The following is a 12,757-nucleotide window of genomic DNA, read 5'->3' as shown; positions in this document are numbered from 1 at the left end:
ATTTAGCGCCATTGGCTCGGTGAATTAGACAAAATAAATGAATATTCCAAAACAGACGGTCACGTCAAAAGATGTCGCTAAACTCGCAGGGGTGTCACAATCGACGGTATCCCGTGTGTTTGTTGAAGGGAGCTCTGTCGCAGAAAAGACCAAACAAAAGGTGTTTGAGGCAGCAAAAGCACTCAACTACCGCCCCAATGCGTTCGCGCGAAGTCTGACGACCAATCAGTCTAAACTTATCGGCTTAGTCTTCCCAGATGCGGATTATCCCATCCATATGAAAACGCTGCAGCTCATTAGTAGCGAGTTGCAAAAAATTGGTTACTCAGCGGTGCTCATTCCATGGCAAGTTGATGGAGAGAACCAACACTCGATTCCCAACATTTTCCAGTATCGCGTTGACGGTGTTATTGCCGCTTCCGCGACGTTCAATACCGCGCTCTACGATGAGTGCGAAGAGTTTAATATTCCTATCGTGCAATACGCCCGTGTCGTCGAAGGAACTAAGAGTAGCTATGTGATCAGTGATAACTATTCGGCAGGGCAAATCGCTGCACAGCGCTTTGCGGATAGCAAGTTGTCCGACGTCGTTTATCTAACGGGTGAAGTTCCTACCTTGACCAACCAAGAGCGCGTCAATGGTTTTTGCGATGAGTTTCAATCGCTAACTGGCAAGATCCCAAAAGTCGTTGAAGCCAACTACGATTATGGTGGCGCGCTAGAAGAGATCCGTGCATTGCTCAAGAGTGGGGCAAAACCACAAGGTGTGTTCTGCGCGACTGACAATCTTGCCATGGCTTTTATGGACATCGCTCGTTTTGAGTTTGATTTGAAGATCCCTGAAGATGTTCAGGTGATTGGCTTTGATGATATTCCACAGGCGACTTGGCTAAGCTACGAGCTGTCGACCTTCCGCCAAGACTTCACTCGTCTTGCCAGAGAATCGGTAAAAATCATTTCAAATCAAATCAAAGAGAAGGACTCAAGTTTGGTTCGCTTGATGGTCCCGGTACGCTTTATTGAGCGAAATAGCACTAACTAGCTTCTAACATCTCTAAACTGACTATAATAGTCGTGGTCAGACCTTATCATTTGAGTGAATTTGCCTATCCTTTGGATAGGCAAAACTTATTTTCTTTTTATCTAGCACGCTGTTAACATTGGCGTCCGCTAAACAATTGCCCCCATTGTCTAAGGAAAAAAGATGGTAATACCTGAAAATAGTAGCATCGTGATCTTTGGTGCTTCAGGCGACCTTACGTACCGTAAGTTGATCCCTGCTCTTTACCATTTGTATGCCAGCGACCAGCTGCCAAAATCATTTGCTATTCTTGGTGTGAGCCGCACTCAATACAGTGACGAATCATACAGAGAGAAACTCAAAGCTTCTCTTCAAGAGATGGAGAAGACAGAGCCAGAAACGCTAGAAGCATTCTGTAACCATCTTCATTATCAAGCGATTGATACCTCTGATACTCAAGATTACGCGAAACTCGCAACCCGCCTAGATGACGTTGCAAACCAATACGGCTTTGAACAACGCAACACGCTATTCTATTTGGCGACACCGCCAAGCCTTTACAGCATTATTCCAGCGAGCCTAGCGGCTCACGGTCTTAATGATGAAAGCCAAGGCTGGAAGCGTCTAATCATCGAGAAGCCATTTGGTTATGACTTAGCGTCAGCGCGACAGCTCGACAAAGAGATCCACGAGCACTTCCAAGAGCATCAAATCTATCGTATTGACCACTACCTAGGTAAAGAGACGGTTCAGAACCTACTTGTTCTGCGTTTCTCGAACGCGATGTTTGAGCCACTCTGGAACCATCAGTACGTTGATTATGTAGAAATCACGGGTGCTGAGTTCTTAGGTGTTGAGGAGCGTGGCGGCTACTACGATGGTTCGGGTGCAATGCGTGACATGTTCCAAAACCACTTGCTACAAGTACTCGCAATGGTAGGCATGGAATCTCCGGCACAAATTAACGCGGACGCAATTCGTAACGAAGTAGTTAAAGTACTGCAATGTCTGCGCCCGCTTTCTGAAGATGATTTGCGTAACAACCTAGTGCTGGGTCAGTACACAGAATCTAATGTGCGTGGACAGTTCCTACCGGGCTACCGTGATGAGCACGGTGTAGCGGACGATTCTCGTACAGAGACTTATGTTGGTTTGAAGATGTTTATCGATAACTGGCGCTGGAATGGTGTTCCTTTTTATGTCCGCACAGGTAAACGTTTGCCGACTCGTGTCACCGAGGTGGTGATTCACTTTAAACAAACGCCGCATCCAGTATTTGGTAAAGACGCACCTGAAAACAAGCTTATCATCCGAATTCAACCTGATGAAGGCATTCAGATGAGCTTTGGGTTGAAGGAGCCAGGAGCGGGCTTTAACGCCAAAGAAGTGAAGATGAACTTCCACTACGCGTCACTTCAAGAAACGCAAATGCTAACTGCATACGAGCGTCTTCTACTAGATGCACTTAATGGTGACGCGACACTATTTGCGCGTAGTGATGCAGTAGAAGCGTGTTGGGAGTTTGTACAACCGATTCTAGACTTCAAACAAGATCCACAAGCGCTATTTGGCTATGCATGTGGTACTTGGGGTCCTAAAGAGTCTGATCAACTGCTTCATAACGATGGTCGCGCTTGGCGCTTCCCTTGCAAGAACCTGACAGACACAGATTACTGCGAACTGTAATCACAAGATTATGTCGCGTTGGGAGAGCTGCACAACTTGGCGCGACCAAAAATTTCAAAGCAGCAAGTTAAGTTGCCGAATTGATGGAGAGAATGATGAAAGGTGATATTGGTGTAATTGGTCTGGCGGTAATGGGTCAGAACCTTATCCTAAACATGAATGACCACGGCTTTAAAGTTGTGGCTCACAACCGTACTGCTGCAAAAGTTGACGAGTTCCTAGAAGGTCCAGCAAAAGGCACAAACATTGTTGGCGCATACTCACTAGAAGAGCTAGTTGAGAAGCTAGAATCGCCACGTAAAGTGATGCTAATGGTACGTGCCGGTGACGTTGTTGATAAATTCATCGAAGCACTCGTACCACTACTAGACAAAGGCGACATCATCATTGATGGTGGTAACACAAACTACCCAGATACAAACCGCCGCGTTGCTGCGCTTCGTGAGAAAGGCATCCACTTCATCGGTACCGGTGTTTCTGGTGGTGAAGAAGGCGCACGTTTTGGACCTTCAATCATGCCTGGTGGCGCTTCAGAAGCTTGGGAAGCGGTTAAGCCTATCTTCCAAGGTATCTCTGCAAAAACTGACGCTGGCGAGCCTTGCTGTGACTGGGTTGGTAACGATGGTGCAGGTCACTTCGTTAAGATGGTACACAACGGTATCGAATACGGCGACATGCAGCTGATCACTGAAGCGTATCAGTTCATGAAAGACGGTCTAGGCATGTCTGCTGACGAAATGCAGGCTGTATTCGCAGACTGGAACAAAACAGAACTAGACAGCTACCTAGTAGAAATCACTGCTGACATTCTTGGCTACAAAGATGAAGACGGCGAGCCACTAGTAGAGAAGATCCTTGATACTGCGGGCCAAAAAGGCACAGGTAAATGGACAGGTATCAACGCACTTGACCTAGGTATTCCGCTAACGCTTATCTCTGAGTCTGTATTCTCTCGTTGTCTGTCTGCTCTAAAAGACCAACGCGTTGAAGCTGAGTCTCTATTCGGTAAGACAATCACGCCAGTAGAAGGTGACAAGCAAGAGTGGGTTGATGCACTTCGTCAAGCGCTACTCGCTTCTAAGATCATTTCTTACGCTCAAGGTTTCATGCTAATGCGTGAAGCATCAAACGAGAACGGTTGGGATCTAAACTACGGTAACGTAGCACTAATGTGGCGTGGTGGTTGTATCATCCGCTCTGCATTCCTAGGCAACATTCGTGATGCATACGAAGCGAACCCAGATATCGCATTCCTAGGTTCAGATGAGTACTTCAAAAACATCCTACAAAGCAGCCTAGCGGCATGGCGTAAAGTAGCAGCGAAATCTCTAGAAGCTGGCATCCCAATGCCATGTACGATTTCTGCGCTATCTTTCCTAGACGGCTACACAACAGCGCGTCTGCCAGCGAACCTGCTTCAAGCTCAACGTGACTACTTCGGTGCTCACACATACGAGCGTACTGACCGTCCACGTGGTGAATTCTTCCACACAAACTGGACTGGTACGGGCGGCGACACTGCGTCTACAACTTACGACGTGTAAGCGGTTTAAGATACAAAGTTAATTCGAGCCTCGCTATCTAGCGAGGCTTTTTTTGCGCATTATACAACCGTCAAGGCTGGTGGAGCTTGATCTATTCGAATCCGATATAACTTCTAACTTAGGCGGAAATAAGCCGTCTGTCATAATGTGCCATGACAATGATGTTTACATTGGTTCGTCCGTTTCTCGGTCAACCTATAAGGATATTTTATGAGCACATACCTCAACATACTCTCTGCGGAACCAGAGTTGATGAGCAAATTAACTCGCTCTCCTCTTCTAGATTTATCAACGGCAATTGAACTCACGCCACTGGATGGTCGACCTACTTATGCGTTCTACGGGGATAAGATTGAAAACCACTCTTCGTTAGAAAGACTATCTCGTGAGCAACCGGGAGAGGGCATTTACTATCGCTATACCAATACCGAACTCAATGGTGCCGATAGTGGTTTGGTAAACTACCGCGAAGGCATAACTCGTGTTTTACTTAAATACCTCAATGATCAGTCGGATTCGCTAAGCTATCAAAGAGAGTTACTCGATGAAACGCAAGCAATCATACCGATACCGAAATAAGTTACCTTTGCACCTAGCGCAACAAACATTTGTGATTTTAGTAGTAAATCGAACGTACACATACTGCTAGACTGACGGGACAACAATCAAAACTAAGGAGAAGTTATGTCCCTTTCTATTCCAACGCTTGGTGCGGGTACATTTCGCTTAAAGGGTGATGACGCTTACAACTCAGTAAAAATGGCTCTTGAGGCTGGCTACCGTCACATCGATACCGCTCAAATCTACGGAAACGAGAAAGAAGTAGGGCAAGCGATTGCTGACTCGGGTATCGCACGTGATGAGCTTTTTGTAACAACAAAGATCTGGATGGATAAGCTTGGCAAAGACTCTTTCATCCCAAGCCTTGATGAGAGTTTGAAAGATCTGCAACTCGAACACGTTGATCTCCTTCTTATTCACTGGCCGCTAAAAGATGAGGCAGTGCCAATGGAGGAGTACCTTCAAGAGCTCAAGCGTGCTCAAGATTCGGGCTTGGCACGACATATCGGCGTGTCGAATTTTACGGTAGCGCAAATGAAGCAGGCGATTGAGATTCTTGGTGAAGGCGTGCTTTACACCAATCAGGTGGAAGTGCACCCATACTTGCAGAACGCTCAAGTCGTTGATTTCTGTAAGCAGAACGAGATGATTGTGACAGGCTACATGCCATTCGCCTATGGTGATGTATTGAAAGATGGCTCGATTAAGCACATCGCTGAAAAACATGGTGCGACACCTGCACAAGTTGTGCTGGCTTGGATGGCTAAGTCAGGTTTTGTCACTATCCCATCGTCGACGAAAAAGGCAAACATTGAGAGTAACTTAGGTTATGTTGATGTTTTGCTAAACGATGAAGATATGGCAACAATTGCTAACCTAGAGCGCGGTCACCGCTTAGCGAACCCTGATTTCGCACCAGAGTGGGACTAGATTTAGTATTTTAATCACAGCGATTCTAATGAAAAACGTCAGGTATTTGCCTGACGTTTTTTTATCACTACTTCTTTTTCATCATATTGGCGAGATCGGCAAAAGGGTTGTGAGTCGCCGCTTGGTGATTATCTTCGCCGGGCTTCACTTCGCTGCCGTAGAGCTCATGCTCTGTATATTTTGAATGCTCATGGTCGTGACAGTACAAGCACAAGAGCTCCCAGTTACTCCCATCTTCAGGGTTATTTGTGTGGTCATGGTCTTTGTGATGAACCGTGAGTTCGCGTAGGTTTGAATAGACAAACTCACGAGCGCAGCTACCACAAACCCAAGGGTATAACTTAAGTGCCTTTTCGCGATAGTCGCTCTCTTTACGCGCGTAGGCGGCACTGGTACCGAAATAGTCAGAAGACATGCTGTTCCTTACTCTTTTAACGTGTGAAAGCCTGAGTAAATGCGAGTGAATGTGGTAAACCAGCAAGCGGTACCAAATACAAACGCAATCGCCGCAAAGTGTTGCGGGAACAAGCAAAGTAGCACAAAACACCCTATGGTTTCTGTGCCTTCAGTCAAACCGCTCATGTAATAGAGCGACTTGTGTTGATAAACCGGATTTTCAATGCCTCGCTTTCCCGCCATAACGGCAAAGGCCAAGAAGCTAGTGCCAGTGCCAATGAAAGAGAAAATCAGAAACGCTCCGGCAATGGCATTTTGTTCTGGGTTGGCGATAACAAAGCCAAACGGGATCAAAGAATAAAACAAGAAGTCGAGACTGATGTCGAGAAAACCGCCAGCATCACTGATACCCTGAATTCTCGCAAGCGCGCCATCTAATCCATCGCAAATACGATTAAGAACGATAAGAACAAGGGCGAGTGAGTACTGCTCATAAGCGAGAGCAGGGAAGGCTAAACAGCCAAGAGCAAATCCAAATAATGTGGTTTGATTGGCAGTAACCCCAGCTTGATTTAATACTCTTGCCGATTTCGCCAGTGGCCAACGAATGACTTTGATACTTAGTCGATCAAGCATGTGCGCTCTCCCATGGCCATTTGAGTACCTGGCTCCCTTGAGGGATATCATCTTCATCGTGCGTCACCATTAGGGTAGGGATGTTAGCCTGCTTTAATTGCTCCATTACCCAGTCGCGAAACTGTACTCGTAGTTCCTTATCAAGTTTGCTAAATGGTTCATCTAATAAAGCAACCTCGGGCTCTGCGAGCAGCATACGGGTTAAGCTTATTCGCGCTCGTTGACCTCCAGAGAGTTGCTCTGGATATTGCTCAGCAAGTTTCGAAAGCCTGACTTTACTGAGCGCCTCCATGGCTTGTGATTTGCGATTCGACCCTTTGACCTCATTGGGCAAAGCGAACGCTAAATTCTCCCAAACATTCAGATGAGGAAACAGCAAGTCATCTTGGAACAGTATGCCAACACGACGCTTGTGAGGAGCTAAGGTGTCGATTCGCTGTCCGTTAAGTTGAACCTGCCCAGAGTAGGTGAACTCAGGTGCAAGGTGACCGGCGACAACATCGAGCAAGGTCGATTTACCGCACCCACTGGGTCCCATCAAAGTCAGAATTGCTCCTGAGTCGATAGAGAAGTTGCAATTAGAAAACAGCACCTCACCATCACGCTTACGGATGGCGAGGTTTTCTAGCAAGAGCGTCATTAACTAACAATCCTTTAAATTTAATTCGGCGATAACGGGTGTGAAGGCGATTAACCAGCACCGCAATGGTGAAAAAGAGCAGAGGTAATAGAGCTTGGAATAGCGCATATATCGCGGTAACACGTCTATCAAACCCGCTCGAAAGAGCCACCGCTTCGGTGGTAATGGTGGCGATACGCCCTGCACCAAGCACGAGTGTTGGAAGGTACTGAGCCAGACTCACGCTGATACCAATCGCCCATGCAAAGATGATGGCAGGAAGTAGCAATGGCAGTTTGATGTGAAACCAAGTGTAAAGAGGGCTTTTACCCAGACTCATGGAAGCCTTAGTCAGTTGGTCGTTGAACCCTCGCCAAGGCCCATCCAGTGATAAATAAACGAATGGAAATGCGAAGAAGACGTGAGACCAACACACCCAGAATAGATAAGCGTTGTCATTGAGTATCAGGGTCGCGACTTGCAAACCAAATAGAATACTCAGTTGCGGAAGTAGCATCGGAATCGCAATGACATATCCAGGGATTTGCAGACGATACTTGCTTCGATACTCATGCCCAACGATGGCAAGTATTAGTGCAATCGAAGCAGATATTATCGCGATGGTTAGACTCTGGCTGATTACGCTAGTCATCCCTTCCCATTCGTACTCCCAAAATCGCATTGTATAGCGTGATGGCAACAGATCAGGGAATCGCCAGCGCTGAGCAAACGTCCAGATAATAGTAAGCGGTACCATGGCGGTGACGATGCCGGCAATAACTATAAATAGTGATTTTCCCGGAAGGCGAATTGCGTAGCGTCCAGAATATTGCCATTGATTCGCGTATTTGACGACGACAAACTCAATCAGTCTAGCCAAGCCGATGAGTAGTGTTGCAATGACAAACAAAATAACGGCACCCGCACTGGCTCTTGGAAGTAGGTTGAGGTCTGGATCGTTGAACCACTGCCATACAAGAACGGCAAACGTAGGCGGGTTGGTCGGGCCAATAATTAAGGCAACATCAACGACAGATAAGCTATACGCGATGACAGCGAGCATCGGAAAGCGGATCTTTGCAAACCATTGAGGCAGGATGATTTTCCACCATGCCGCCGCCTCCGAGTAACCAAGCGACGAAGCGATCTTCAATGATTCACACACTTTCAGTTGGCGTAATATTGGAATACTCATCAGCAGAAGAAAGGGCACTTCTTTGATGGCAAGCATCAAGGTCAGTCCGATGCCGTAGGGATCTTTTACTAACCAAGGCGCATCACTAAGGCCGGATTGGCTACTGACTCCAAAGAGCTCAACAAGTGCCCGTGCCCCAAACCCTGTTGGAGAGAACAGAAACGCAAAGCCGATGGCAAACGCAACGTGTGGCAACGCCAGAAGTGGCGATAGTGCCAGTTCAATCTTTTTCCACCAACGACTGTTCCAACTCGCCGCGATAATGGCAAAAGCGAGGAAGCATGCAAAGTAGCTGCTCACAATGGCTGTGGTAAAGGTGAGCGCGATGGACTTTTCGACACCTTGCCACGCGAAAACATCGGTAAATCCAGTGACGCTAAACTCATTCAGGTTGAGCGGAGGAATGTAACCGAGTGATGCCACTACCACACCCGCAAGGCCGGGTATGGTAGGGAGAATGCAGACAACAACCAATATGGCGTACAACAGTCTTAGCATAATCGTTAACTCTAGTCTCGGTTAGCTGCCGTAACGTTTGAGCCATTCTTGCTCAAGCGCACTTTGCCAGCTTGGATGAGGTTCGGCAACGGATTTGAATTGTTGAGTCTTAGCTGCGCTACCTTTTAGATATTGCTTGTTCAACACAGAAGGGTCACCCCAGACGTTGATGTCGCCCTTGCGCGATTGCGCCTCTGGGCTTAACAAGAAGTTTATGGCAACGAGTGCGCCTTCTTTAGCGTTAGCATTCCATGGTACAGCTAAGAAATGGATGTTGGACAGAGCGCCGCTTTCCATAGCATAGGCTGTTGTGGTGTCGCTAAGATTGCCACTTGCTTGCGCCGAATACACCGCATTTGGATTAAATGTAATCGCAAGATCAATCTGTCCATCATCAAGTAGTTGGATAGTTTCTGCCGTGCCAGCAGGGAATTGTTTACCACCGCGCCATGCAACTTTGTGGAACTCATCAAGGTAGTTCCATAGAGGCTGAGTGACACCTGCAAAGTCTGCTTGGTCTACAGGTTTAGCTAATGAAGGGTCGTTATCAGTAAGTTCGATAAGCAGTGACTTTAGAAAACTGGTGCCATGGAACTCCGGTGGCTTTGGATAGCTGAGTTTATTTGGATAGGCTTTTGCATAGTTCAGCATCTCCATGTAAGACACGGGTGGATTATTTAGGCTTTGCGTATCATGAATAAAGACTAACTGACCTACACCCCAAGGCGCTTCCAGACCTTCAGTAGGTTCTGAGAAGTCACTATCGACGGGAAGCGACTTATCAACATATTGCCAATTCGGAAGGTCTGAAACAAACGGTCCATAAAGCAGCGCATTGTCTTTCATTGACTTAAAGTTTTCGCCGTTGATCCAAACCATATCGACACTACCGCCGCTGTTTTTGCCAGCGGCTTTCTCTGCCAGTAGACGCGAACCCGTCTCAGCAATATCGGTGACCTTAACATGATTAAAGTTCACGCCGTATTGTGCTTTCAGCTCTTTGCCTGCCCACTGCAAGTAGCGGTTGATCTCTTGGCTTCCACCCCAAGCGTGGAAGTAAACTGACTGTCCCTCTGCTTTCTTAACAACGTCGTCCCAGTTCACATCTTCCGCGAAAGCACTTGATGCTGAAAGTGCGCTTGCAACCATCGCGAGTGAAGAGATGAGCGACGTCTTAAACAATTTATTTTTCATTCTGTTATCCATTTTATGTCGTATGTGGCTAACCTTGCCTAGTTGTTAATAAATGATAGTAAAGGTTGCCGAGCGATAATCAATAGCCTTGGTGCTAACAGTAGAGTTATCACTAGATTCTTATCAGCCAACATGACCGAGACGACACGAAAAAAATTTCAATGCCGTTGAATAAATTAGGATTTTGGAAAGCGAATACAAACGTCTTGTAAGACGTATCGCTGTTTGGGTGGAGTAGAGGGAGCGAGTATCAGTTAAAAACGAGCAATCATACTTTTTAATCTGGCATCGATACAGGTATTGAATGAACGAGTTAGATGCCCCTGCTCGAAGATTTCCACTCTCGCTAACTGAGCGGTCTGATTCGGGCAATCGCTTCCGAGTTCATCAAGGAGCATTCCTATCTGATAAAACTCTAATCGTGCTTCCGTGGTCGGTGTCGCGCTGTCCATTGAGTGGATTCTGACTAGGGCTTTCATAACATGCTCCTCAATTCACGTAGGTGATAAGCGCTCTTACGCTGTCATGAGGAACAAGACCAATGGTGATAGATATAAATTTCATTAGTTGAGGCTGATTCCAAAAAAATGGGCACTCTTGCTCTGAAATTGTTGGCTAGCTGACCAAGCCGTTGCGGACGAGCCCGCGTTTTACGCTTTTGCATAGTTTGCCAAAACGACGCAGTTCTTCAAAGTTTGGAGCGATACCACGATCAAGTGCCGACTCCCAATAGCTGACTTCTGTTTCGACAAGCTCCATCAGCTTTTTTGGGCAGCCGATGCAAGAATTATCGGGCCCACACACAAACGTTTCTTCACTGTAGAGGGGAAGCTCTGCTTTGACTGAATCTATTAGTTCTAGTGTTGCGACCGTAAGGCTGGGTTTAGCGCTCATGTAGATTGGTTCTGGAGTATGTGGGCGTTGATGATAGGCGATGTATGACAGGCTGAACACTGTACAAAATAGGTATATCGAACGATCGTTTCATACTGTCTCAAAATTGAGTAATACATTAATAACGTAAAAATAATACTCTCAAGGTAACCAAGCTTGATTCACTATTAGAGAGCTTCTGTACGAATTTGAACGAGAAAGCCGCATGTCGACGGCGTTAGTGACAATCTAAAAAACTAGAACAAGAAGCCGCCCGTTGGCAAACAGGGAAGTGTTGTTGATTAAGCGGAAAGTGAGTTTAGTATGGAGAATGAGTCCACACAGCTGAGCATATCGATTCGGCGTCTATTTGATGTGACCCCGGTACCCACTGCAATCAGTGGACCGTCGGGTAAACTCGAGTATGTGAATCCCGCTTTCACCAAGATGCTGGGTTACACGCAAGATGAATTGTTTACTGAGGGGGTCATTATTACCCACCCAGATGATCTTGCACTTAATCTAGACATTCGTGCTCAGCTTCTTGCTAACCCCTCAAAGCCATTAAAGATCCATAAGCGCTACCGCCATAAAGATGGTCACCCGATTTTAGCGGAGCTCAATATGGCAGCAGAAGTAGACAATGGTGGCAATGTAACTCGACTCATTTCCCAAATCGTTGATCTATCGGGCTCGCGTCAATTTCAAGCGGCTGAACTTCTTCTAAATCAGCTTGTGAGAAAGTCTAATGATGCGATATATGTTGTTGACGCCGAATTTGGTCACATCCTGAATTGCAATGAACTTGCTTACAAGAGACTTGGCTACTCAAAAGAAGAGTTATTGCGGCTCTCTGTTCCTGACATTAATCCATTATTTCGAAACAGTATGACTTGGCGAGATCACGTTAAATCGATGCGTATGCATGAGAAAAAACTGATTGAATCGACACATATCAGAAAGGATGGGAGTGAGTTCCCCATTGAGGCGAGCGTCAATATGGTGGAACACAATGGCGAGACCTACTTTGTTGCCATTGTTAGAGATATTTCCGAGCGAAAAGAAAAAGAACTGAGACTATTGGAGGCTCAAAACCTAGATCCTCTAACCGACTTACCTAACCGACGCCTATTGGAGTCCAAGCTGCACGACTTATTGTGCGAGAGCTGCACTCGGTCTGAAAAAGTTGCGTTTATGTATCTCGATATCGACAACTTTAAGCACATCAATGACACTTATGGGCATGTAGTGGGTGATAAGGTATTGCTGGCACTCGCCAACAAGCTCAAAGACTTCACAAGGCAATCGGATATTGTCTCTAGGCTAGGTGGTGATGAGTTCCTAGTCGTTCTTCCTGGCCTCAATAGTCGTGCACATGTACTTAGTCTTGCCGATCATATACTTCAAGTTACGTCACATCCTTTTCATATCGATGACTCTTTGAGTCTAGAAGTAAAGCTAAGCCTAGGGGCGACACTCTGTGAAAGTAAGGCTCTTGATGTTGCGAAAGCAGTATCTAGTGCTGATAGGGCAAATGTACTTGTCGAAAAAAGCCGGGGGTGGGCAGAGCGCCTTTATTGAATGTGATGATGCTTAAGGCAATT

At 46.4% G+C, this 12,757-nt stretch carries 13 protein-coding genes; 6 read left to right on the top strand and 7 right to left on the bottom strand.

The window, feature by feature from the left end:
• Positions 1-37 precede the first annotated feature (37 nt).
• The 5 genes from AC6I8Y_RS10030 to dkgB all read left to right on the top strand — a co-directional run bounded on the left by AC6I8Y_RS10030 (position 38) and on the right by dkgB (position 5,742).
• Entirely contained in the window at positions 38-1,042 is a 1,005-nt protein-coding gene (locus tag AC6I8Y_RS10030) for a LacI family DNA-binding transcriptional regulator (protein WP_394151430.1), read from the top strand.
• Positions 1,043-1,204: 162 nt separating this feature from the next.
• A complete protein-coding gene (zwf, locus tag AC6I8Y_RS10025) occupies positions 1,205-2,707 on the top strand; it encodes a glucose-6-phosphate dehydrogenase (RefSeq protein WP_234495739.1) in 1,503 nt (500 codons plus the stop codon).
• Between the two features lie 95 nt (positions 2,708-2,802).
• Positions 2,803-4,251, top strand: coding sequence for a decarboxylating NADP(+)-dependent phosphogluconate dehydrogenase (gene gnd / locus AC6I8Y_RS10020; RefSeq protein ID WP_128648871.1), 1,449 nt, complete (start codon positions 2,803-2,805; stop codon positions 4,249-4,251).
• A 210-nt stretch (positions 4,252-4,461) separates the two neighbouring features.
• Positions 4,462-4,830: a hypothetical protein gene (locus AC6I8Y_RS10015; protein WP_394151429.1), complete on the top strand. Its 369-nt coding sequence runs from the start codon at positions 4,462-4,464 to the stop codon at positions 4,828-4,830.
• Between the two features lie 105 nt (positions 4,831-4,935).
• The gene (gene dkgB, locus AC6I8Y_RS10010) at positions 4,936-5,742 is read left to right on the top strand and encodes a 2,5-didehydrogluconate reductase DkgB (protein WP_498020093.1); all 807 of its coding nucleotides are present in this window, start codon (positions 4,936-4,938) and stop codon (positions 5,740-5,742) included.
• Positions 5,743-5,809: 67 nt separating this feature from the next.
• On the opposite strand, the gene AC6I8Y_RS10005 is transcribed toward dkgB, so the two are convergent.
• From AC6I8Y_RS10005 to AC6I8Y_RS09975, 7 genes are all read right to left on the bottom strand, one after another.
• Positions 5,810-6,157, bottom strand: a complete 348-nt coding sequence (locus AC6I8Y_RS10005) for a YajD family HNH nuclease (protein ID WP_042499543.1) — start codon at positions 6,155-6,157, stop codon at positions 5,810-5,812.
• Between the two features lie 8 nt (positions 6,158-6,165).
• Positions 6,166-6,774, bottom strand: coding sequence for a CDP-alcohol phosphatidyltransferase family protein (locus AC6I8Y_RS10000; protein ID WP_498020092.1), 609 nt, complete (start codon positions 6,772-6,774; stop codon positions 6,166-6,168).
• The gene (locus AC6I8Y_RS09995) at positions 6,767-7,414 is read right to left on the bottom strand and encodes an ATP-binding cassette domain-containing protein (RefSeq protein ID WP_498020091.1); all 648 of its coding nucleotides are present in this window, start codon (positions 7,412-7,414) and stop codon (positions 6,767-6,769) included. Before AC6I8Y_RS09995 ends, AC6I8Y_RS10000 begins: the two co-directional genes overlap by 8 nt.
• Entirely contained in the window at positions 7,380-9,086 is a 1,707-nt protein-coding gene (locus AC6I8Y_RS09990) for an ABC transporter permease (RefSeq protein WP_498020090.1), read from the bottom strand. Before AC6I8Y_RS09990 ends, AC6I8Y_RS09995 begins: the two co-directional genes overlap by 35 nt.
• 21 nt (positions 9,087-9,107) lie before the next feature.
• The gene (locus AC6I8Y_RS09985) at positions 9,108-10,235 is read right to left on the bottom strand and encodes an ABC transporter substrate-binding protein (RefSeq protein WP_419153443.1); all 1,128 of its coding nucleotides are present in this window, start codon (positions 10,233-10,235) and stop codon (positions 9,108-9,110) included.
• Positions 10,236-10,534: 299 nt separating this feature from the next.
• Positions 10,535-10,759, bottom strand: a complete 225-nt coding sequence (locus tag AC6I8Y_RS09980; RefSeq protein WP_234495745.1) for a hypothetical protein — start codon at positions 10,757-10,759, stop codon at positions 10,535-10,537.
• Positions 10,760-10,895: 136 nt separating this feature from the next.
• A complete protein-coding gene (locus tag AC6I8Y_RS09975; protein WP_394151424.1) occupies positions 10,896-11,174 on the bottom strand; it encodes a hypothetical protein in 279 nt (92 codons plus the stop codon).
• 303 nt (positions 11,175-11,477) lie between these two features.
• On the opposite strand from AC6I8Y_RS09975, the gene AC6I8Y_RS09970 reads away from it, so the two are divergent.
• Positions 11,478-12,734: a diguanylate cyclase domain-containing protein gene (locus AC6I8Y_RS09970; RefSeq protein ID WP_498020089.1), complete on the top strand. Its 1,257-nt coding sequence runs from the start codon at positions 11,478-11,480 to the stop codon at positions 12,732-12,734.
• The last annotated feature ends 23 nt before the right edge of the window (positions 12,735-12,757 follow it).

This window comes from Vibrio sp. KUL78 (genome assembly GCF_059725505.1).
The sequence above is the reverse complement of the archived record's forward strand: the minus strand, read 5'-3'. Positions and strand labels throughout refer to the sequence as shown.